The organism is Bradyrhizobium sp. S3.2.6 (assembly GCF_040546885.1).
In the GTDB taxonomy this organism is placed as follows: domain Bacteria; phylum Pseudomonadota; class Alphaproteobacteria; order Rhizobiales; family Xanthobacteraceae; genus Bradyrhizobium; species Bradyrhizobium cytisi.
The window spans coordinates 1-22,821 of the sequence record NZ_JBEPOS010000001.1 but is presented as its reverse complement, the minus strand read 5'-3'; the positions used below and the strand labels follow the sequence as shown (position 1 = coordinate 22,821).

Annotated in this window: 16 protein-coding genes, 1 tRNA gene and 1 pseudogene; 12 read left to right on the top strand and 6 right to left on the bottom strand. The window is 59.6% G+C overall.

What is annotated here, in order from left to right:
* Nucleotides 1-125: 125 nt before the first annotated feature.
* Nucleotides 126-1,040 carry a DMT family transporter gene (locus tag ABID58_RS00090; RefSeq protein WP_354031104.1) on the top strand — a complete coding sequence of 305 codons (915 nt, stop codon included), beginning with the start codon at nt 126-128 and terminating at the stop codon, nt 1,038-1,040.
* A 177-nt stretch (nt 1,041-1,217) separates the two neighbouring features.
* On the opposite strand, the gene ABID58_RS00085 is transcribed toward ABID58_RS00090, so the two are convergent.
* The 3 genes from ABID58_RS00085 to rplU form a co-directional block, all read right to left on the bottom strand.
* Nucleotides 1,218-1,811, bottom strand: a complete 594-nt coding sequence (locus ABID58_RS00085; RefSeq protein ID WP_354031103.1) for a GNAT family N-acetyltransferase — start codon at nt 1,809-1,811, stop codon at nt 1,218-1,220.
* 159 nt (nt 1,812-1,970) lie between these two features.
* Complete coding sequence (gene rpmA / locus ABID58_RS00080; protein ID WP_128962840.1) at nt 1,971-2,240, bottom strand: 50S ribosomal protein L27; 270 nt, start codon at nt 2,238-2,240, stop codon at nt 1,971-1,973.
* 98 nt (nt 2,241-2,338) lie between these two features.
* On the bottom strand, nt 2,339-2,728 hold the full coding sequence (gene rplU / locus ABID58_RS00075; RefSeq protein WP_148755153.1) for a 50S ribosomal protein L21: 390 nt from the start codon (nt 2,726-2,728) through the stop codon (nt 2,339-2,341).
* A gap of 331 nt (nt 2,729-3,059) precedes the next feature.
* Here rplU and ABID58_RS00070 point away from each other — a divergent pair, with 331 nt between their 5' ends.
* The gene (locus tag ABID58_RS00070; protein WP_354031102.1) at nt 3,060-4,220 is read left to right on the top strand and encodes an ROK family protein; all 1,161 of its coding nucleotides are present in this window, start codon (nt 3,060-3,062) and stop codon (nt 4,218-4,220) included.
* A gap of 430 nt (nt 4,221-4,650) precedes the next feature.
* Here the strand turns inward: ABID58_RS00070 and ABID58_RS00065 are convergent, their stop codons facing one another.
* Nucleotides 4,651-5,514, bottom strand: a complete 864-nt coding sequence (locus ABID58_RS00065; RefSeq protein WP_354031101.1) for an alpha/beta fold hydrolase — start codon at nt 5,512-5,514, stop codon at nt 4,651-4,653.
* Nucleotides 5,515-5,714: 200 nt separating this feature from the next.
* Here ABID58_RS00065 and ABID58_RS00060 point away from each other — a divergent pair.
* The 9 genes and pseudogenes from ABID58_RS00060 to rplC all read left to right on the top strand — a co-directional run.
* Nucleotides 5,715-5,804 (top strand) — tRNA-Ser (locus ABID58_RS00060).
* A 200-nt stretch (nt 5,805-6,004) separates the two neighbouring features.
* A complete protein-coding gene (locus ABID58_RS00055) occupies nt 6,005-7,459 on the top strand; it encodes a tyrosine-type recombinase/integrase (RefSeq protein WP_354031100.1) in 1,455 nt (484 codons plus the stop codon).
* Nucleotides 7,460-7,642: 183 nt separating this feature from the next.
* Complete coding sequence (locus tag ABID58_RS00050; RefSeq protein WP_354031099.1) at nt 7,643-10,462, top strand: S8 family serine peptidase; 2,820 nt, start codon at nt 7,643-7,645, stop codon at nt 10,460-10,462.
* A 3-nt stretch (nt 10,463-10,465) separates the two neighbouring features.
* Entirely contained in the window at nt 10,466-12,487 is a 2,022-nt protein-coding gene (locus tag ABID58_RS00045; RefSeq protein WP_354031098.1) for a trypsin-like serine peptidase, read from the top strand.
* Nucleotides 12,484-15,699, top strand: a complete 3,216-nt coding sequence (locus tag ABID58_RS00040; RefSeq protein WP_354031097.1) for an ATP-binding protein — start codon at nt 12,484-12,486, stop codon at nt 15,697-15,699. The genes ABID58_RS00045 and ABID58_RS00040 overlap by 4 nt, the downstream gene beginning before the upstream one ends.
* Nucleotides 15,696-16,646, top strand: coding sequence for a DNA/RNA non-specific endonuclease (locus tag ABID58_RS00035; protein WP_354031096.1), 951 nt, complete (start codon nt 15,696-15,698; stop codon nt 16,644-16,646). Before ABID58_RS00040 ends, ABID58_RS00035 begins: the two co-directional genes overlap by 4 nt.
* A complete protein-coding gene (locus ABID58_RS00030) occupies nt 16,647-17,918 on the top strand; it encodes a hypothetical protein (protein WP_354031095.1) in 1,272 nt (423 codons plus the stop codon).
* A complete protein-coding gene (locus tag ABID58_RS00025; protein ID WP_354031094.1) occupies nt 17,915-19,084 on the top strand; it encodes a hypothetical protein in 1,170 nt (389 codons plus the stop codon). The genes ABID58_RS00030 and ABID58_RS00025 overlap by 4 nt, the downstream gene beginning before the upstream one ends.
* Nucleotides 19,077-19,790: pseudogene (gene rplC / locus ABID58_RS00020) on the top strand (50S ribosomal protein L3); the annotation flags it as partial. The gene ABID58_RS00025 and the pseudogene rplC, both read left to right, overlap by 8 nt.
* 906 nt (nt 19,791-20,696) lie before the next feature.
* Here the strand turns inward: rplC and ABID58_RS00015 are convergent.
* Nucleotides 20,697-21,287 (bottom strand): hypothetical protein, encoded by a 591-nt coding sequence (locus tag ABID58_RS00015; protein ID WP_354031093.1) that lies wholly within the window; start codon nt 21,285-21,287, stop codon nt 20,697-20,699.
* A 15-nt stretch (nt 21,288-21,302) separates the two neighbouring features.
* Nucleotides 21,303-22,337 (bottom strand): hypothetical protein, encoded by a 1,035-nt coding sequence (locus tag ABID58_RS00010; protein ID WP_354031092.1) that lies wholly within the window; start codon nt 22,335-22,337, stop codon nt 21,303-21,305.
* Between ABID58_RS00010 and tnpA the strand changes: the two genes are divergently transcribed.
* Entirely contained in the window at nt 22,321-22,743 is a 423-nt protein-coding gene (gene tnpA, locus ABID58_RS00005; protein ID WP_354031091.1) for an IS66-like element accessory protein TnpA, read from the top strand. The two genes, ABID58_RS00010 and tnpA, sit on opposite strands and share 17 nt — an antisense overlap.
* The last annotated feature ends 78 nt before the right edge of the window (nt 22,744-22,821 follow it).

The following is a 22,821-nucleotide window of genomic DNA, read 5'->3' as shown; positions in this document are numbered from 1 at the left end:
GACAATCTGTTCAATTTGAGGTGGCGGGCTTGTCCCCGTCGCCCACGTCATTAAAACAGCCCCAAGCGACACCACTTGCCGATTCCCGATGCTCTCTCCCCCGAGTTCTCGAAGCAAACTCGTCAATGCCCTTCTTCAAGAATCTCTCCGCCTATGACGACCGCTCGGCGCGCCTCGCAGGCATCGCCCTCATGGTGCTGTCGATCTTCATGTTCTCGTTCGGCGACGCCATGGGCAAGTTCCTGGTCGGGACGTATTCGGTGGGGCAGCTGCTGTTCCTGCGCGCCTGCGCGGCGCTGCTGCTGCTGTCGCCGCTGATCTGGCGGCAGCGTCATCAGTTCCTGCAGCTGGAGCGGCCGCGCCTGCAGCTGTTTCGCGTGGTGCTGTCGACGCTGGAGGTCGCGGCGTTCTTCCTCGCCACCGTCTATCTGCCGCTCGCCGACGTCATCACCTATTATCTTGCCGGCCCCATCTTCGTCACCGCGATGTCGGCGATCTTTCTGGGCGAGAAGGTCGGCTGGCGGCGCTGGACCGCGATCCTGATCGGCTTTTGCGGCGTGCTGATTGCGCTGCGGCCGTCGGCGCAGACCGTGAGCCTGCCCGCGCTGATCGCGCTCGGCGGCAGCCTGTCGTTTGCAACCCTGATGCTGATCACCCGCAGCCTGCGCAAGACGCCCGACATCGTGATGGCGTCCTCGCAGTTCATCGGGACATTTTCGCTGGGCGCGGTGCTGTCGGCCTTCCACTGGGTGCCGCCGACGCCGGGCAGCCTCGTGTTCTTCGCGCTGGCCGGATGCATATCGGTCACCGCACTGTTCTGCGTCAACCGCTCGCTGAAGCTCGCGCCGGCGAGCGTGGTGGTGCCCTACCAATATTCGATGATCGTCTGGGCGGTGATCTTCGGCTTCGTCGTGTTCGGCGACGTCCCGTCAGTCGCCACCATCGTCGGCGCCGCGATCATCATCGGCGCTGGCTTCTACATCTATCTGCGTGAGCGCGATCTCGGCCGCGCCGGCGGAGATGTTACTCCGCCGGCGTAAACCACGATGTCGTCCCGGACAAGCGAAGCGCAGATCCGGGACCCATACCCACAGGAAGCAGTTTTGCGATGACTCGGAGTGGGAGCGTCGCCTTACACTCCTTCCTGGGATTATGGGTCCCGGGCTCGCGACTTCGTCGCGCCCCGGGACGACAGGGAGAGTGACGCAGCGCCCCGCCTACCTCATCCGCCGCGCGCTGCTCCAGCTCTTCAGCGACGACCACACCCCGCGCGAGAGGCGGAAGCAGTCGACCGGCGTCGACGAGCCCAGCGCCAGGAAGCGGTGCAATTGCACGCCGCTCCACTGGAAGCCGCACTTCTCCAGCACGTTGCGCGAGGCCGGGTTGGTGACGCGCGCACCCGAATAGAGCTGATCGTCCTCGAACTCCTCGAAGAAGAAGTCGATGGCGCCGCGCGCGGCCTCGGTGGCAAAGCCCCGGCCCCAATGCTCGACGCCGAGCCAGTAGCCGAGCTCGGCATTGTCGGGCGTGGAGCGGTCGATACCGACCATGCCGACCGGCGTGGTGTCGTATTCGATCAGGAACACGGTCTCGCTGCCGAGCGCGGCGGTGGCGCGGACGAATGCGACGGCGTCGTCCTGCGAATAGGGATGCGGAAGGCGGCGGGTGTTTTCCGCAACGCGGCGGTCGTTGGCGAGGCGGGCGATGGTCCTGACGTCGGCGAGTGTCGGCCGCCGCAAGGTCAGCCGTTCGGTGGCGACGACACCAGGTCTCGCCTCCCGCAAGGTCACGCTCGAGAAATCCTGCAACATGTCCGGCTCCGTCAAAGTCACTAAGTGAAAAGTGAGCTCGTCAAACGAAAAGGGGGAGGCCGGTTTCCCTGCCTCCCCCCGGAGCCTTCGATCTCTATGATCTCTGGAGCTCCGCCGGTTCGGTCAAGGACCCGGCGGACTCCAAATGAGATCCACCGTCTATTCAGCAGCCTCTGCGAGCGGGAGTACCGCTACGAAGGTGCGGCCGTTGGCTTTGGCCTGGAATTCAACGCGACCCTCGATCTTGGCGAACAGGGTGTGGTCCGTGCCCATGCCGACATTAAGGCCTGGATGCCAGGTGGTGCCGCGCTGACGCGCGATGATGTTGCCGGGAATCACGTGCTCCCCGCCGAACACCTTGACGCCGAGGCGCTTACCCTTGGAATCGCGACCGTTGCGCGATGAACCGCCTGCTTTTTTGTGAGCCATGGCTCGTCTCCGAAATCCTGCGTATGTCTAGGTCAATTCCTTGACGGAATCATTTCAAAATCTCTCACGCATCAATTCGTGAATTGGCGTGATCGATTTTATGCGGCGTCGGCTTCCTTGTCGGCTTCCTTCGCCACCTTTTCCCGCTTCGGACGCGGGCCCTTGGTGGGCTTGGCGCCGTCCGTCAGGATCTCGGAGATGCGGAGAACCGTGATCTCGTCGCGGTAGCCACGCTTGCGGCGCGAATTCTTGCGGCGGCGCTTCTTGAACGCGATGACCTTCGGCCCGCGCTTGTGGTCGAGCACCTCGACGGCCACCGTCGCACCGGCCACCGTGGGCAGACCCAGCACCGGCGTGTCGCCGCCGACCATAAGAACTTCGCTCAGCTGCACGATCGTGCCGACTTCGCCTTCGATCTTGCCTACTTCCAGGACATCATCCGGAACGACGCGGTACTGCCGGCCGCCGGTTTTGATGACTGCGAACATCGTTGTTTTCCTTCGTGTTCAATCCCGGCCTCGCGACATCTTGTCGGGGCCGGCTTTTTGTCAGTCGCTATGGGTTTATGCGCGTTTTGTGCGGGCGGGAGTTATCCCTTTGAAAACCCGCGCAAAAACAGGCGGCGCGAGAAACGCCCCGCGCCGGTTGTGGGACTTATAGCCGCCATCCCAGGAGAGTCAAGGAAAAGCAGGCGAAAAGGCCCAGGATTGGAAGGATTTGGTGCCAATCCATCGCCCGTCCGAATCTGCCGCCGGCCCTGCAACCAACGGGTTCCCGCGCCGTTGTCTCCGCGAATTCGGACACGGGCAAGGGCTTTCCATGGCAACGGACGAATTGGTCGCGACCACGGGCATCGCGCAGCACGGCGCGGTCCGGCTGCCGTCGGTCGACATCGACAGCCTCAACGTCGAACTGAAGGACGAGGACGGCTTCCTCGGCGACCGCGCCAGCAAGGGCGCGTTCCGGGAGATGCTCGACCGCTGGCGCAAGCCGCTGCGCAAATCCGGCGAAGATCCCTTCGGCGACGAGCCCTCGGACCAGATCAGCAAGAAGACCCTGGATGCGATCCTGGTCGGCGACGACACCGAGGCGTCTGCGATCGTGCACAGCGCGATCGAGGAATTCGCCCAGGAGCTCGCCTATGTCACGCGGCGCTTCCTCAAGACCAAGGCCTGGGCCAGGACCGAGCGCATCGTGGTCGGCGGCGGTTTTCGCGACTCCCGGCTCGGCGAGCTCGCGATCGCGCGCACGGAAATCATCCTGAAATCCGAGGATTTCAAGATCGACGTGATGCCGATCCGCGCCCATCCCGATGAGGCCGGCATGATCGGCGCGCTGCATCTGGCGCCATCCTGGATTCTCGAGGCGCATGACAGCATCCTCGCGGTCGATATCGGCGGCACCAACATCCGCTGCGGTCTGGTGGAGACCGGCTGGAAGAAGGCCAGGGACCTGTCGAAGGCCAAGGTCGTGAAGTCCGAGCTGTGGCGTCATGCCGACGACGAGCCGACGCGCGAAGGCGCGGTGAAGCGGCTCGCGAAAATGCTGAAGGGGCTGATCACCGAGGCCGAGGCAGACGGCTTCAAGCTCGCGCCCTTCATCGGCATCGCCTGTCCCGGCGTGATCAACCCGGACGGCTCGATCGAGAAGGGCGCGCAGAACCTGCCGGGCAATTGGGAGAGCAGCAAGTTCAACCTGCCGGCGAGCTTGATCGAAGCCATTCCGCAGATCGGCGAGCACGACACCGCGATCCTGATGCACAATGACGGCGTGGTTCAGGGTCTCTCGGAGGTGCCGTTCATGCAGGACGTCGATCGCTGGGGTGTGCTCACCATCGGTACCGGCCTTGGCAATGCGCGCTTTACCAACCGCCACAAGGATGGCGGCAACGGCAAGGACAAGGACCGGGATACTACCGAGAACGGCAAGAAAAAGGCCAAGCAAAACAACAAGAACGGCCAGAAGGCCGACAAGGAGTAACCTTGACTGGTTAGGTTAAGGGACGGATTGCGTTGCGGCGGAGCCGCTGCACGCTAGGGTCGAATCGTCGCCTCACGCAGGCCTGCGAAGCCGCCCTTCCTGGCCAGCATTTCGATGAGCGGCACGGGACCGCCAGTGTTTACCGCGTCTGGCGGTCCCACCCGTTCTCTTTGAGCATGATCGGATCGGACCGGACTCGCGCCCGAACGATTTCCCAGTGGCCATCCTTCGAGACGCCCGCCGTTGGCGGGCCCTCAGGATGAGGACCAGGTGTGAGGTAGCAGTTTCAACGGGCACCGATGCCGCTTAGCCTCATCCTGAGGAGACCGCGAAGCGGTCGTCTCGAAGGACGAGGCGCGCACTCAGCTCGTACAAAATGCCGTATGCGATCGCCCGTTCGACCAGCCCCCGCTCCAGCTGCCCCCGCCCTTCAGCTCCACCCGATCCGCCGAAAAAACCCCGCGATTTCCGCTGCCGCGCGATCCGGGTCCTCGCGATGCGGAAAGTGTCCGACGCCCGGAAACATCGCCAGATCGAGCTCGGCAAACGTCTCTCCCAGCCGGTCGGTCCATTCATAGGGAAACAGCGGATCGTGCTCGGCCCAGCGCACGCAGGTCGGCACGTCGATCGGCGGCAGCTGCGGCGCTTCGCCCTTCATCATCGCGATGCGGCCGGCATGCGACGCCCGATAATGCGCAAAGCCGCCGGCGAGATTGCCCGCCTTGAAGAAATTGTCGCCGAAGCTGTCGAGCACGTCGTCGAACGCGTCCTTGCGATGGGCCCAATTTTTGAGGAAGTGCGCGATATAGAGCCGGCAGCTCTCCCGGCTCGCGCCGACGAGCCGCGGTGCCATCTCCATCTGGTGGAAAGATTGATACCAGATCTGGTTGAGCCTATCGGGCGCCGCCATCCGCGGCCCGATGCCGGGATAGACGAAATCGAACAGGAACAGCCCGGCCAGCCGCTCCGGCGCCTGGCGGCCGAGCTGCTGCATCACCGCGCCGCCGACATCATGGCCGACCACGCCAAATCGCGCGATGCCGAGCCCGTCCATCACGGCCAGCATGTCGGCCGCATGGCCGTCCGGCCCAAAAACCCCGTCAGGCTTGTCGCTGTCGCCAAAGCCGCGCAGATCGGGCGCGATCAGCGTGAAACGGTCCGAAAGCCTTGAGATCACCGGCTCCCAGGTCAGCCAGAATTCCGGCCAACCATGCAGCAAAAGCAGCGGTTTGCCCGTCCCGGCGCGCACCAGATGGAAGTTGGCGCCATTGGCGGAGATCGTCAGGTGCTCCATGGCAGTTCCTCCCGGGACAAGAGCGTTTTCAAGCGAAGTGGGCCCCGGTGCGCGTCGAGAAAACGCGTCAAACAAGAATTGAGCTGGTGCGGGGCTGAAAGAGGCAGCGGATTTTCCCCTTTCGCGCCTTGTCTGGCCAGCCATCCTCGCCTATTAACGCCCCCAACCACAGGGGCCCTGCTCCTACTATGGCGCCTTCAGGAGAGGTGGCAGAGTGGTTGAATGCACCGCACTCGAAATGCGGCATAGGTGCAAGCCTATCGGGGGTTCGAATCCCTCCCTCTCCGCCAAGCATCTCCCTAAGTGCCTGATTAATTGAATCCTTCGGGAAAATAAGGGCTTTCGTTACCGGCCGTTGGTACAAAAGGTTGGTACAACGCATGGTCCTCAAAATGGCGAGCCCCTGGCCGCATCCCGACTCTGGCATTTTCTGGTTTCGCATGGCCGTGCCGCTCAAATTGCGGCCGCTCGTCAACAAGCGCGAAGAGAAGTGCTGCAGACCCGCGATCCGGAGGAGGCCAAGATCCGCCATGCGCTCAAGGCCGCCGAAGTGCGGCGGCGCTGGAGCGGATTGAAGGAAGGACCGAGGTCGCTGAGCCAGAAGGATGCGATCGCGCTGGCCGGCAAGTTCTACCGCGAGATGGTGGCGCGCCACGAGGAGAACCCGGGGCCGGCGCGGCGCTGGGAGCGGCAATGGCGCCAGGGCGAGATGGAGGTGAGGCGCGCGCCGCGGCCGTGGCCGACCCGTCGAACTCTGGTTGGCCGCTTCCTCACGCGCGAAGGATTGGTGCTCGACAAGGACAGCTTTGACCGTGTCGCGCTCGCCATCGCCAAAGCCAGCACCCAGGCTGAGGAGCATCTGCTGCGCAACGCCAATGACGACTATTCGCCCGATCCCCAGGCGGCGCGGTTTCCCGAATGGCAAAGCGCTGCCAAACCTCAGGTCACCTCGATCATCGCGGCGTTCAAGGCCTACGCCAAGGAAGCCGAACTCGGCACGCGGACCGTGAAGAAATGGGGACCGATCATTGATCGCCTCGTCGTCCATGTCGGCCGCGACGATCTGTCGGCTGTGACGCGGACCAAGATGATCGACTGGAAGAACGAGTTGCTGGCGCAAGGACTGAGTTCGCGCAGTGTCCGGGACGGCTATATCGCCGCAGCGAAAGCGACGCTCGAATACGCGCTCGGGCAGGACTGGATCAAGACCAATCCGGCGGCCAGCATCAAGGTGCGGGTCAAGAAGAAGGCGCGAACGCGCGAGAAGGGATTTACCCTCGCCGAAGCCACCACCATTCTGAAGGCAACCCTTGCCAAGCCGCCGGCCAAGATGACCCGGGAGACGGCAGCCGCGCGCCGATGGATTCCGTGGATCTGCGCTTACACCGGCGCGCGCGTCAACGAGATCACCTCGCTGCTTCCCGACGATGTCCGCACCCTGGCCGGTATCAAGGTGTTTCGTATCAGGGCGGAGAATACCAAGACTGATGAATACCGGATCGTGCCAATCCACGATCACCTGATCGAGCAGGGGCTTTGGGACTATGTGAAGTCGCACGGCAGCCGGCCTCTGTTCTATGACCCTGCGCGCAGCCGGGGCGGCACAGACGCCAATCCGCATTGGCAAAAGGTCGGCGAGCGGTTGGCCGAATGGATTCGCAAACTGGGCATTCCGAAGGGCGTGCAACCCAACCACGGTTGGCGACATCGTTTCTCCAGCGCCGCCATGGACGCCGGAATGGACGAGCGTATCCAGAACATCATCCAGGGCCATGCTCCGGCCAACGAGGCGCGCGCTTACGGCGATCTCTGGCCCCAGACGGCACGGCGCGAGATCCAGAAGTTGCCGCGCTACGAGGTCGGGCTGCCAAAAGAGCTCAGCAGAAAAAGCGTGTCCGGAACTCGTAGCTTCACGCCGAACAGAGTGAGCAAACTCGGCCGCTGAGCCGTCGACCGGCGTTGGTCGCATATGCTCAGACTTCGCGACCGTACATGCGTTCAATGACTGCGCAATCAGCCTAGACAAAGCGAACAAGAGGGTGTTCAATTCATAGTTGCTTAATTTTCTAGTGCACGGCATTTTGCCGGGCCCTCGCGCGGCCCGACGCATCTTTTTGCGGGGATCGGTATGGGAAACTCGAATCTGGGTGGTTCGGGGTTCGAACTCGAACTGTTGCGTCTCATCGCCGGGGCCGCGGAGGGCACCGTAGCGGGAATGCCGCCGGGTATTGTTCGCTTCACGCTTGAACTGCCACCCGGTGCTAATCCCGACGACCTGAAAACCAAGCTTGTCACATTGTTGGGCGCCGAATCGTTTACGCTTGAACCGCTTGCTGCGAAGGCGCCCGAGTTCGTTGTTCTCCAGTTTCCGGGCGTCCGCAGAACCATCGCGCCGCCTCGGCTGTTCGCTGTTGCGTCTTATCTGGTCGACGAACTCGGCCTTGTTTCTTGCGTACCAGACATCGGATCGACGGTGTACGCCGAGCCAGACGCTCGGTTGTTGCACGACGATGTTCCGGAATCCGTCATTACAAATGCGTTCTGCTGGTCCGACGCTGCCGTGCCAACGGATACGCGTTGGGCCTTGAACAAGATCGGAGCCGTCGAGGCATGGTCGCTGCCAAATGGTCGCGGCGAGGGCGTGATTGTCGCGCAGCCAGACACGGGCGTCGCGCAACACGCTGAACTGGAAGCGGGTTCGCTTGCTTTGGATAAGGCTGCAAACATTCTAGAAGGCGGAAACGATCCGACCGATCCGCTGCGTGAGGGCACGGCAAATCCGGGACACGGCACTGCGACATCGAGCACGGTAGTAAGCCGAGCGCAGGGATCCATGACGGGTTCTGCGCCGCTGGCCCAATTAGTACCGATCCGCTGCATCGAGGATGTCAAAATATTCGACGGCGCGCCCGTTGCGCGGGCAATCCTTCATGCCGTCTCGATCAAAGCCGACGTGATTTCGATGAGCCTCGGCGGCATCTATAGTCCGTCGATTGCCGCGGCGGTAAGGCAGGCTGTGGCGGCCGACTGCATCGTGTTGGCGGCATCGGGCAACTGCGTGGGCTTTGTGGTCTATCCCGCGTCGGACCGTAACGTGATTTCGCTAGGAGGGACCGATATTGGCGATAAGCCCTGGAAGGGCACCAGTCGGGGTTCGCGCGTCGATATCTCTGCTCCCGCCGAGAATGTCTTCGTCGCGCGACGAACGCCTGGCGACGACGGCAAGGGAATTGTTGCAGGTGGACAGGGTACGTCATTTGCGACGGCGTTGACCGCGGGCGTTGCAGCAACCTGGATATCGCATTTCACTCGCGACAACATTCGTGCGGAAGCCAAAAAGCGCTCTATCAGTGTTCAAGAGCTTTTCCGCGCAGCGCTTAAGGCCACCGTGCGAACCCCGGATGGGTGGCAAAGGCGTCTCAATGGTGCCGGCATAATTGATGCGCACGCATTGCTCCGGCTCCCCCTGTCAGACATCCAGCTTTCGTCTGGCGCCATAGAGGGCGTTGCTCCGGCCGGTCTTGATGAGGGCGATCGCGATATCGAGGAAATCTTCAAACTTGCCGAAACTCGCCAAAATTATCAGGGGTTCGACTGGGCGCGATTTGGCGCAGAGGCGTCATTCCTTGCTGCCGATGAGCGCCGCAGAACAGACCCCAAGAAAGCGGGATTAGTTGAATCCCGCATTCGTCCCAAGCCTTCCCCTGTGGTTGCGGCCTCTGCGCCGCCTGTCCTGAGTCGCGTGCTTCTGCGCGCCCGCTCCGGGCCGGAACTGATTCGTCCCATCGAACTCCCGTTGCCAGTTGCTCGGAACCGACTGAAATTGCTCGGCAAGCGACGCGGCAAAAACGAATTCTCTGTCTCAGCTGCGAAAGCATATCTGACCAAAGACGGGCGGGTCGAGATCATGCAGCACGCTGAGAGCGTGCTCGCTTCGATTAATGCCAAGCTGGGAGTATCGCCGGAAAGTGCGGCCGCGCGGCGCAATCTTATCGACAACGCCGACAGGATCTTGTGGGACCTCGCCAATAACAACGGCTCCGGTATCCGAGGTAGCGCTGATATCGCCAATCTCGAGGCCCTAGTGATGATGAAGGGGCGCCCCGCGATCAAGATCACCGACGGTGTCTTCGATCAGAATTCGCTGAAAGGCAGTGACTGGGAGGGCGACTTTGCCATTGAACCCGATCAATTGAAGGAGATGGCGGGCGCGGTCGGCCGGATTGACATCGATGGCGATCATGTCGGCACCGGCTTTGTCGTGGGGGACGGCTTGATCATGACCAACCGCCATGTCGCCGAGGCCGTCGCGGATCAGGTCGGGAATAAGTGGATTCTCCAAGACGACGTCACGATCAACTTCGACGATCGCGGCGAAGGCGATGAGAAGCGTTTCGAGATTAAATCGCTCATCTACGCGGGCGCGGATCCGATTTCGGATGCCGTCAACTTCGCGCACCTCGATCTCGCAATTTTTGAGGTTGAAACGTCAAATGCAGCAAAGACAAAGTTTCCGTCTCGGATGTCTCTGTCGAAGAGCACGAAGAAGCCGAAGACGAAGGACGTGATCGTTGTAGGTTATCCTGCCCGGCCCGACATGGCTGCCATCGAGGATCCGACTACGCATGAGGCCAGTATGGCGATTGCCAAGCGGCTTAGCGAGATCTTCGGCCTCGATTACGGGCGCAAATATCTGGCGCCGGGTCGCATCGACATGACGGTCGGTACCGTGCCGAGCGATACGGCGGCGTGGGTCTTCACGCACGATTGCACGACGCTCGCCGGTAATTCCGGGTCGATGGTGTCAAGTTTCGACGCCGACTTCCCGGTCACGGGGCTGCACTTCGCAGGGCGGACGCTCACCGCAAACTTCGCCCACGCCTTATCAGCCGTGCGCGCCTCGGAGAAAATGCCGCCCGATTTGGTTGAGCGACTGAACTGGGTTTAGCGAATGACGAAGTCATCTGAGATTTCCGTCAAACCGGCCGCACTCGCGGCGAGAGTCAAGGCAACGCGAGCCGTTTTCAAGCAATGTTACGACCAGGTTGCTGAACACAGCGGCGCATTGCTCTTTTATCCCTTGGCCCAGCGCCGCCAAAAAGGCCGGCCGTTACCCGCAGGTCCTCAACAGGACGCCGCTGACTACGAGGCTGCGTTTGAAGAGGCGCAGAAGCGCGGCTTTCTCGGAATGCTCATTGAGACGAGCGGCGACCAACTTTTGTACGCGCCGGAAAAGCGCAAGAACAAGGAGATTCCGGCCAAGACAATTATTGCAGCACTTGCGGCGCGGGATCTAACCAGTCGCAGAATGATCGAGGCCACCTACCAGAAGGTGATGTCCGATAAGAAATTTCAGAAGCCCGATCAGGTGATGTGTGGGCTCATGCGAGCTCAGCGGAATACTTGCAAGATCCGCGTGGGCGATGATGAGGCGGGGACCGGCTTCCTGATTGGGCCGAGGCTGGTCCTAACCTGCTGGCACGTCGTCCAGTCCTTGTTACATCAGGTTCCTGGAGATCCGAGGCTCGATCACCCTGGCAAGGAGAACGACGGATCACGTAGCAAATTGCGGGTCGAGTTCGATTTCCTCTCGCGTGCGGCGACAAACGGCGAGGATGCATCGTGTGGCGTCACCGACAATTGGCTCGTCGCCGGAAGTCGTGCGGCGGCGCCAGAGCACGAGATAGATGAAGACGAACATAGGCGGCTCGCCTGGCCGACCGAGCAACAGGATCTGGATCAATATCTAGATTTCGCTGTTATCGAACTTGATGCCTATGCGGGCCTGGATCGGCTCTACTACGACATCACTTCGAAAGAGGTCGAAAAGCCGATTGGCAGCGTCGTTGTTCTTCAGCATCCGGGCAATTTTCCGATGCGAATGACGGTGGGTACCTACGACGTCTCCGAGCTAGCAAAGGCGGATTTCGCGGCTGTTGCCGGCAGTTCATGCCGCGTTCTTCACGACGCCAGCACAATCTCCGGCTCATCCGGAGGACTTTGTCTCAATTACGAGATGGAGCCCGTGGCCATACACCAGGCGGGTCTCGAAATAATCGTGACTAACGGGGAGACTGCGCGCGAAAGCAAAATTAACGTTGCAATCCCTCTCTCGGTCATCGTCGCTCGCGCGGGCGACGCTATCAGGGCTCGCATAGGTGATTTCAAGTCGAGTCGCTGCCACTTATCGAACGGCAGAGCGCTCATAGGGCGTGTCAAGCTGCAAGAAGCCGTAGCATCCGCTCGTGCCGGAGTCAGCAAGATACTCGTCGTCCAGATTGGATATGACTTTCAGAACAAGCCGCCTTCACAAATCGGAAAAACATTCTCGACCGAAATTTTGATGGATTCTCTCAACTTTGCGGTCGATCGGGTCGCGCGCGTGGGCGCCGAGAATGTTAAAGAAAGTGCGTACCATACCGCAGCCTCGTTGCTTGAGGCTATTTCTCCTGGCCTTTCAGCAAAACTTCCAACAGAGAAGCAGCTTGGCGAAGACAGTCAATCAACGGATCTCAATGATAGGATCAAGAAACTTGCCGCCAAAGTCGGTGATATCCTCGACCAGATGGCGAGCCGTCAAAAACTGTGGGTTGTGATCGATGAGTTGGATAAGCATCCCCTGACGGAAGGCTCAACGCGTTCGTTTTTCGATGCGCTTTATCCGGAAATTGCGGCACGGCAAAACCTGCGATTGGTTCTTATTGGGCTCTCCGACCCGGATATGCCCGCCCTTCAGAAGGTCGGGCCCAAAAAGGTTGACGAACTGAAGGACCATCTCGGCAAACTGGACATCAAGAACTGGGTCGCCAAAAGGCTGGAGGGAATCCCAGTCTCAGATGACGCTTTGACGAGTTTCGCCAACATCGCTGTGGCGATTGCCGAGCGTGACGAGAAGCCCGCGCGTAGTGTCACGGTCGGCCGCGTTATCAACGAATTCTTCGAGCCGTCGTTTCCTCGGAGGACTACCGTATGAGTTCTCGAGATGAACCTTCCCAGGCACAAGAGCGTATCGATCTCGCCAGGGCACGAGCGGCGATCATTGGCGCATTTGATCCGTTTGATATTCTGGATAGCGACCTGGACGAGAAGACGGAAGAGAGTGTTCTGAATGCGCTTGCCAATGATATCGATGAAGTGATCGTTGGGGCCAAGACGCTATGGCGCCTATCGGCGCATGCAAGGCACCGAGAACTGCCTCGCGCAATAGCGAGGGGTGACTTTCGTCAATTGCTGAAGAACGCCAAGCCGCTTCCAGGCGATCGTTTCGCGCAGCATCTGATCAGGCTGCTCAAGGATCAACCTTCAGCGAGTTACGAGAAGATCGATCCTCCTGAATTGCTTGAGATCGCTGTCGCGCAGGATTTCGTCAACCACGCCACTGGAAAGCAAAGTCCGGCTGGGCGCGATGACCCAAGATGGGTACTCGGTCGCATAGATGAGAAGAAGCGCCTCGATCATGTGGCACCAAAATTGGTAGGTCGAAGGGCGGAGCTTGCCGCTCTGCGAAAGTACGCGCTGGCGGGCGAGATTGTTACGCCGCTCACCAAGCTCAAGGAGCCGGTGACGGATCCCGGCAAGCTGCCCTGGTTGAGACCAGTACTTGTCACAGGCATCGGAGGCAGCGGGAAGTCGGCCCTCATCGCGGAGACCGTCAAGTCTCTCCGTAAGGATGATTGGAGCGGTCCGATCACGGTTCTCCTAGATTTCGACGAGCCCAATCTTTCGCTGGGTCTTGAGCGGGAGTGGACCGCCGAACTTACGCGTCAGATCGGTCGGGCGCGCGCCGAACTTGACGCTCAGATGGATACACTGCGTCGCGAAATGGCTCGGGAAGCCCGCGGCCCAGACGGCGAAATTAAAGCTGTCGGGAATGCAATGCTCGGTCTGACGAAGATAATATCCGAGAGAAGGAAACCTTATCATCTCGTCATCGTCGTCGATACCTTTGAAGAGGTTCTGGTTCAGTGTGATATGCGGCGACCAGAGGGTGTCACCGTTGGCGAGCATGACGAAATGCTCGAACTCACCCCGTTCGGGCTGCTCCTCAGTTGGATCGATTCGATAAAGTCGCTGGCTGGGCCAAATGGTCAGCCGCCGTTCGCGAGCGTCCGGGCAATTGTGGCTGGCCGGGCGGCGCCATTTCCGAACGAAAAGGATCGGCTCGCCGCGTGGTTCGGAGCCAACATCGAGATCGGGGGGTTCTCTCCGAGTGAGGCCGCCGAATTCCTTCAGAACCGCCGCGACGATGCCAGGATCTTGTCTAATCGGCGGATCAGAAAAATATCGGAGATTGATGACGTCGAGTGGTTTCCGCTCCTTCTTTTGATCCTGATCCTCTACGTACGCGGTCGCTCGGGTGAAGAGATTGATGATTTGATCGCGGACTTTGGAGGGCCGGAATTCTATGGGTCAAAGTCGGCGATCTCCGTGCTTTATTCCCGCTTCATCGATCGCATTAAAGATCACAAGATTGCCGTCGACGGCGGCGGCGAAAGAGAGGTGAAGGCAAACGAGATACGGAGTTTGGCGCATCCGGGGCTGGCCCTGCGCAGTGTTACGCCGGCGCTTATCCGAGAAGTATTAGCTGAGCCTTGTGGCCTGGGGCGTATCAGCCAAGAACAGGCGAAGGATTTGTTCTTGGCGTTGGCGAGGGAGGTGTGGCTCGTCGAGTATGTCGGGCCGGAAGAAGTGGCACACGTCAAGAACCTTCGCAGGATTATGCTGCCCATGCTTCGCGGAGACGAGACCCGAGAGGGCGAGGGGGATGGCCGCCCCCTGAGGGAAATCGTCGCAGAAGTTCATGCGCGCGCTGCTGATTGGTTTTCAAGGCAGGACCCCAACAACCCTAAAAATCGGCACAACGAAGCTTACTACCGCGCGTTTCTGGGACAAACGGAGATGCTTGAGAACGACGATGCACTCCGCCTGGCTGTTGGACGTCTTGCTGGTGAAGATGCGCATGCTATGCCGATTGTGGCCGCTTCCCTCTTGGTCCAGGGTAATCTCACGGAAGATCAAGCGGCTGCTCTACCTGAACCCGAGCGTAGGAAGGTCAGGAGCGACGTAAGAGCAAGGAAGGCAAAGTCAGGCGTCGTTCACGCTTCACGAGTTCCCGTAGCCAGGGAACAGGACGATGATGAGGAGCAAATCGCCAGTTCGACGTCGTCCACGCGCAAATCCTTGTGGAGCGTACTACAGGATCGTGATCTCGAGTCGCGCGTGGGAGATTTGTTCAATCAAGCCGACTTTTTCGGAATCCAGCGCCTCGCGCGTACAAAGCTTCTGAATATCGAGGGGATCGATGAACTTGATCCTTCGCCCCCCGGATGGCTCACAGGGCATTGGATATGGAAGTGGGCTCTGGCGAACCTTGGCGTTGACCGTTCTGACGACGTCATCGCAAGTTGGATGTTGGACGAACTGAGGGAATTGCGTCGCTTCGGCGGATTGATTCTGGCTGCGGTGGCGACCGTCGCGACCGGCGGGCAGACATGGGCAAGTCGAGGACGCGTACGCAGGCTGGACGTCGTGCGGGAGCGACTAGAGCCAGACGTCATGCGTTTAATGGCACTCGGCCTGACGATAGTGCCAAAGACGGTCGATCTTCCTGCGGCTTACAGTCAGATTTTACGCAAAGATAGCAGCGAGCGTGACGGTCGCCCTCCGGTGCCGGTCAATCCCGCAATCGCACGCGAACTTGAGGGCCTCCGCCGAAGCAAGCAAGTCAATTATCTGCAGTTTGAAAAGGTGGTCAGCAGACGCGAAGCCGCGCGGGTTGTGCTCTCTGGCGACGATCGCGAGATGCGTTGGCTTGTGCGGGGACGCACGAACGAACTGTATGCGCCTGCTCGCGCAGCGTTGATTGACGCAGCAAGATACGAGCCTGACAATTTCCAATCGGCTCTGGAATATATGCAGTCTCGCGCCACAATCTGGCCTGTCGAACTTGAGCCGGCGCGTTTGATCATTGAATTGCAAAAAGCCAGACAAGCCGATTTCCTTCTGCAACGGCTCATTGAAGTTTTGGACGTCGCCGGATTGCTGGGAAAGATGCTTGAGGCGCTGGACTCAAGTTCGGCGCTAGAACGCGTCCATAATGTCGCGCGACTGTTCGATCTCTACGACGAACTGCTGTTGAATGGAGTTGTCGGCGCCGTGCCGGGCGGAAGGAGGAAGCAGAAATGAAAGTGGACTTGGCCACAAGACCATTGCTCGCCGATCTCGAATATCTCTTGCCCAGTGGCTCACTTCCCGAGGGGGCTGGATCGCTAGAGGCAGTCCGGCGACCCAGGCGTTCGCCGCCTGAGCGGTTTGCGGGTCGCAAAGGCTTTAGCAGCGATTTCCTGGGGTTCGACGTGCCGCTTCCCGTTCCACTTGGCCATCGCAAGAGCGATGTCCTAAAGATCGACAGCGCTGAGGGTAATCAACTCGATTACCAGCATTTCTCCGTGGTCATGTCGGCGTCCAGACGTATGCCGATGTTTGCTGGCGTCAACATCGATGGCGCCAATCAAGTCAAGGTGGTTCGACAGCCGCCTGACAAGTGGTTCCTCGACGGGAGAATCCCTGACGAAGCGCAGATTGGCGAGGATCTTTACGTCGACAATATTCTGGACCGTGGCCATCTCGTGAGGAGGGAGGATCCAAACTGGGGGGACGAGGAGATCGCGGGAATAGCGAACGATGACACGTTTCACTTCACGAACTGCACACCGCAGACCGCGCATTTCAACCAGCAGACCTGGCTCAGCCTTGAAAACTACATCCTCAAAAACGCACGCGTTCAAGAAGCCAAGGTTAATGTGTTTAGCGGACCAATTTTTCGCGACCGCGATCGTACATACAGAGAAGTCAAAATCCCGACCGCATTCTGGAAGGTAATCTCGTTCGTGTCCGATAGTGGTCGACCGTCTTCGACCGCATACACCATCGATCAGATTCAGGAATTGAAGGATCTCGAGGCGGTCTTCGGTGCATTCAAGACCTACCAACGCAGTGTCCGCGCTATCGAGCAACTCACCAGTCTCTCGTTTGGAAATCTCGCTGATTACGACGGTTTCTCGAATGAAGAGGCGAAAAGCCGGACCTCGATATCGAGCGAAGTGCGGGTGCCGGGGGATGTGAGGGTATAGATGCTGAAATCCACCCCAATAAGTTGTGGAGATCGTCATCAAGCGCCTTCGATCGCGCCGGCAACGGTGCCACGATTCGCCGGCGAATTCGCTTCGGAGCCCTGCGCGGTGCAGTTGGATCTGCCGATTGACCTTGGTTATCGTCGTTCGGTCCCGCATGTCTGGCTTATGGCCTGTGAGGCCAGGCAGGCGGGGCTAATCGCTGAGCGGATGCGCTCGCGTCAACACGCTTTTGTTGATGGAAGTGACGGGCGGACAGCCATCGGACCGGCTGACCTCATCTTGTTGAGCGACCCCACCATTTCAGGCTTTCGAGCATTTGGCCCTGTCGGAGTCGACCCCGCGCACGCGATGCGGTCATTGTCTCATGCGTTAGCGGAGGAGCGCGGAGCAATCCTCCGTGAACCGTCACGGGACGTGATCGGCATTTTCCTCGGCGAAAGCGGAATAATCTCCGGTACTCCGGCGTTGTCGAGCACGCGTCTTCATCGGCTTATTGCGTCTCTCCGGCACAGCGCCACGAAAGGCCTTCCAGAGGTCCGGGAAGAGCGAAGCAGGGCAGCGCTTGCAGAGGTAGCAAACGACGCTGATCCGCTCCTGCTGGCGCTTCTCGAACTTGAGCGAATAGACGCGCTCGGAAGCGAAAACAACAGCGCCTACGACCATTGGGCCAAGAGCTTCGCGGGATTGCGGCGGATGGCGCAGCGGCCGCGGCATGACCGTGTGACCAATACGGACCAACCGGATCTCTTCGGTCTCTCTTCGCAGCCCAACAAGGCACACTCATCCTATCGAGCTGGCTATCGTGTATTCCCGATTATCGCGCAGCGCCTCACGATGGCCGACCTTGAGTTTCCCCGCTCGCAGCCGCATTCCGTTGTCCGCGAAGAATTGGATCTTCCATCGATTCCGTCTGCGCAAGTCTGCGAATGGATCAGGGGAGCGCCATCGCGAAGAGTCAAACCCTTCGTCAGCCTACGCGCAATGCAGCCTTCTCGTTATGAGTTCGAACTGTCGACCGGCCTCGACGCTGAGATTGCAGTCAGCCTCGGCGTCGGAGGTAAGGCAGGGCTTAAGGAAGGTCGCTACGAACTGAGGGTGTTCAGTTCAAGCTGTCGGATAACGCCAACTCGGCTGGATCGCTCGATCGGCGAGGAAGCACTATTCCATATTGAAACGCCGCGAGCTGGGGCGGGCATCGTCGATATCGAGTTTGCCATGGCCTATTCGTCGCCAATTGTCATTCGCAGTCATCTGTCAAGAGTCCCATGACCAAGAACATCAATCAGTTCGTGCGTTCGGGCGGATGGCCCGTCTGTATCCGCACCAGGGTCTATCGAAAAAACGTCAAGGTGATCGTGGACGTTTGGAAGAAGCCGAGCAAGACCTTCGATTCGCCTCAACGGCTGGACGTCATCACCCAACTAGCTAAGGAGGTCGTCGACCTCGCGATGGCCCCGCACTTCGAAGAGAGGGGTTTCAGTCAACTGAATCCGGCGCAGCGCGACGCACTTCTTACGCCAATAGCCGAGAAGGGATACGAGTTATTCTCGGCCTTGGTGCCGTCTTCTCGACATGATGAATTCAAGAAGCTCCTTAACTTGCCGGAGAACGGCGCTCCTGACGGCGCAGTCAGTATCCGCAATTCGCCACTCCGTTTGCCTTGGGAATTCGTCTATCTGGATCCGGTCGGTCAGCCAGTGAACCCGATCGGATTTTTGGGACAGAAACATCTTCTGGCGCGGATATCGCCGGGAGCGAAGCCCTCATTTGGTGCCGGCGACTTCGTGCCGAAAGCCACAGCGACGCTTCCAATTTGGAAAATGGAGCTTGGCGCGATTTACGACGACCAGAAATACACGCCTGCGCGACCACTTGCGCGCACCTGGTTCATGTCGCGAAGCAATCCCAACCCGGATGTCCTTGATCCGCTCTCCTTGCCGAGCGGGCCGCTCGATCTTTCTGCCTTCTTATTTCGGATCAAAGACGCCTTTTTGTTTTGTTGTGGCTGGTTTCGCGCTCCATCGATTCCGCATGAAATCGATATGAGAATACGCAGTGCGTACGACCAGACTTTTCAGAACTCCGTTGCCTTGAGACTTCGCGGGCAGGATCACGTGCTCGTCATGTTCGACGTCGATAACTCAGCTTATTGTGAGGCGGTGTCACCGGCGTCCCTTGCAGAACGGATGCATCACAACGGAGCGACAGCCGTTGTTGCGTCTATGGGTAAGGTTGATCCGATCGTCTCGGAGCAAATTTCCGAACAACTGTTCCTGCGTCTTACCCAGGGCGCAAGCGTTGCGGCAGCACTGTTGTTCGCGCGTCGCAGAATTCTCCAACTGCAACAGAATCCGACGGCGCTCTTTTGGACTGCGTTCGGAGATGTCTGGGATCATCTGGATCCTGATGTCGAACTCGAGGTGTCACATGGCTGAGGCCGCACTTCGGGAAGCCGGCCCTGCTCACCGCCAGGATGAGCGTCGGACGGGTGTGATTGCACGCAAGATGGGCATGACCAGGATATTCGACGAGCAGGGAAATATGGTCCCGGTTACCATTCTTTGCCTGTCCGGCTGCCGCGTCGTTGGTCACATGACGAAAGAAAGGAACGGATACACCGCTCTGCAACTGGGCGCCGGCGACATCAAGGTTGCCAATCTGACTAGGGCCGAGCGGGGAATTTTCGCTGCCGCCAAAGTCTTGCCAGCCCGCGAAGTGGTCGAATTTCGCGTGCCAAACGAGCACCTGCTTCCTATCGGCTCTGTCATCACAGCGGATCACTTCGTCGTGGGGCAGTGCGTGGATGTGCGGGGCACCACGGTTGGCAAAGGCTTTGCGGGCGGAATGAAACGGCATGGTTTTGGGGGGCTGCGGGCCACCCATGGCGTGTCGATTTCTCACCGCTCCATCGGTTCAACGGGGGGACGTCAAGATCCCGGAAAAACCTTCAAAAACAAGAAGATGCCGGGGCAAATGGGAAACGAAAAAGCAACCATACAGAATTTGGAAGTCGTAGGAACGGATGTGGCGCATGAGGTTATCTATGTTCGAGGCGCCGTTCCGGGCCGCGACGGGTGGGTCAATGTCCGGGATGCGGTCAAAAAGCCGCGTCCGAAGGCAGCCCCTCTACCGGGCGCCTTCCTGACACCCGACGTTAATACCGAATCAGTTGAATCTCTGCCACAGCGCGGAAAGCCGGTGGCCCTAACCGAGAACCTCGGTAAGATGGATCCTGCCGGCGAGTTGGAGCGTGGACTTATGCAGGCGTTCGTTGACCTCGAGGAGGCAGATTCCGCTGGCAGGCTGGCGGCGATCGGAATCATGCTAGCGAAAGCTTTTGCCGCCCGCCGCGCGAAAGCTCCTGATCGCTCTGTGCGCAAGCGTGTCCGGGCAATGCAGAAGGCGTTTGTCGACGCGCTGTTCGACGACGAGAAATCCGTGAGATGGGCGGCCGCGTATGCGATTGCTGCGCTTGAAGACCCCAAGCATCAACTCGAGGGGGACAAAATCCCTCCAAGCGATCAAGTCGGAGAGAAGCGAGAGAGGTATATTCGCGACGTGCTCGAGCACTATTTTCAAGCGAGTGAAGTCGAGTTGCTAACGAGCCTTTCGCTCGACGTCGTCGATCAAACCACCGATGAAACACGTCTCAAACTTGTGGCCCGCGTGTCGCGCGAACTACCTGTGACGCTCGCCGGCCGCGCGGCATTGACCGGCACCAAAGAGTCACTGAAGAGCGGTTCGAAGTTGACGGTGACCGTCACCGATACCAGTGGCACCGTCAATGCGATCATCGAGAATACGGCCGGCGATGCCGACACCACCGTTCGAGCCGAAACGCAGGTGTCCGTGCCGACCGGGAACGATGAGGAGATTTTTGTCGACTTTGACATCGATGGTCGGGCTCTCAACACGTTGAGCGTGCCGGTTCGTTTGATCCTGGAGCGTGAAGGTCACAGCACCAAATCAAAGACCGTTCGATAACTTCGTCTCTCTCTCTCTCTCTCTCTGTCGAAGGTCGCTTCTCGCACCGCGAATCTTGGGGCATCAGACACCCTCCAGGCCCCATCCCCCGGCAGCGTCCTTTGCCGCAAATTGTTTCAGGCCAGACGTCGTGGGATAAGTTTGGAGTCGTTCCAGCACCTGCCGGACAGCCTCTTCGGTCCAGGCCGATCCATCGGCACGGGTGCGGTCCTTCAAGGCTGCCGCCAAATCAGCAGCGGTGGGCCACAGCGGCCGAGCGCTGCTCAACTTCCAGACCACGGCTATCTCGTCACTTGCAAGAACGGCGCCTGATCTAATCGCGTTCCGAATGATCGAGAACACGGCGACTGCGATGCCAACCACGGCTGCAGCCATTTTGGTATGATCAAGGAAGAAACTCGCCCCCGCGGCGGCTGTCGTTGCCCTAACCAACTCTTCAAAGGCTTTCAGGTCATCGTCCCGGATGATCCATCTTTCAACGATGATGGAGAACCCGCCACCAGGGGCCGGGGATGTCGGTTGTTTGAAGCGCGCAGCAAGGTCGTGTGCGAATGCAGAGGCAATGTCGTCGGGGATCAAGTCCTGCGGCATTCCTCTGAGAAGATAGTCTGCGCAAGAGCTTTCATTGGTGAATTCCAACTGGCCGACGGACATGGCGTATTGCTCCCTTCAATATTCTGGCCACAGCGCGGTCACCAGGCCGACGATACGTGCCGCGTAGGCGTAAAAATTTTCATCGAGTTGGTCCGGCAATATCCGGGTGCCCTTGCCTTGCGTGACGATTTCATCCTCGATGCGCATCGCATAACCGGAAGCTATCGGATTGAGAATGCGGCACATTCGTGTTTCCCGGCCGCCACCCCGGCAATGGACCAGATGCAAGACCAGATCAAACGGCTGCTGGACTCCCGGAGCGGCCCCTACTCCAAGGGCGCCGGTTGCATTGAAAGACAGTGGGACCGCGATGAACGCCATGTGATCCCACGCCCTTTCGACAACCCGAATAAGTTCGACATAGCTGCCGGCGAGGTAGAACAACAACTGGTTCCAACCATCAGAGCCTTCAGACGAGGGCCCGCCAGCGTCCCCGACGAGTTTGGCAAAATGCCTCAAATGCTCAGCCATATCCTTTGGTGTCTCAACACCCACCAGGATTGTCGAAATGGTCCTGACTTCTCGACCGCCCCGTATCCTGTCTCGTCGTTCTCTGAGCAAAAATTCCAAATCGCTGGTCGGAAAAGCCGCGCCTCCAAGCGTTCCCTTCGATCCGTCGTCGTAGGATTCCAATGCGGCTATCCATTGCCTGTCGCCGAATGCCCCGGAAAACGTCGCGGACGAGATCAGCAGGTATTCTGGGCCATTCCCGATTAGCCGCTCAAACTCATTGCTGGACAGTTGCCCGGCTTCGACCGGACGCACCATCTGGCGGTTTCCAAGCCGTGTCTCTGTGATGCGAATCGCCTCAAGGTCGGGATCCGGCTCGGGAGGGTCCAAACCTTCCAAAGCATTGACCATCTCCACGACTTTCACTGCGGCTTGATGCCAGTCCCCGAAAGTGAGCGTGGTGTCGATGCCGAAGTCTTGGCCAGCGGCCCAGCTACGAATGACGTAAGCGCGAAGCCGATACCCTTGCTTCGAAGTTAGAACGAATGTGCGAAGAAGCCTCCGGCTTGGAACGGAGGTTTGGATGGGATTGGACAGCAAAAAGGACGTCCATTTGGACGGCTCATCGGGAGGGCGGGTGAGCCGGCTGGAGGTGCTTGATGGACCGTCGGGGCGCCGGGTGCGTTCGGAGGCTGAGAGAGCCCGGATCGTCGCCGAGAGTCTGCTACCCGGTGCCCAGGTGTCCGAGGTGGCGCGCAAGCACGGAGCGACGCGCTGGCAGATTTACGATTGGCGACGACGCTTTCGACAGCGAGGCATGTTGGCGCCGTGCGAGGCGTCGCAGTCGACATTCGCGCCGCTGGTCGTGGAAAGCGTGTTGGAAGAGCCTCAGGTTCCGGCGATCAAGCTTGAGATCGCGATTGGCGATGTCGTGCTGCGGACGGACCCCGCCATAGATGGCGAGCAGCTGTGCCGGGTGATCCGCGCGATGCGAGCGTCACGATGATCGCGGCCGGTGCCGATCTGAAGATTTACATCGCGACGCGGCCCATCGACTTCCGCTGTGGCCACGATGGGCTTGCGG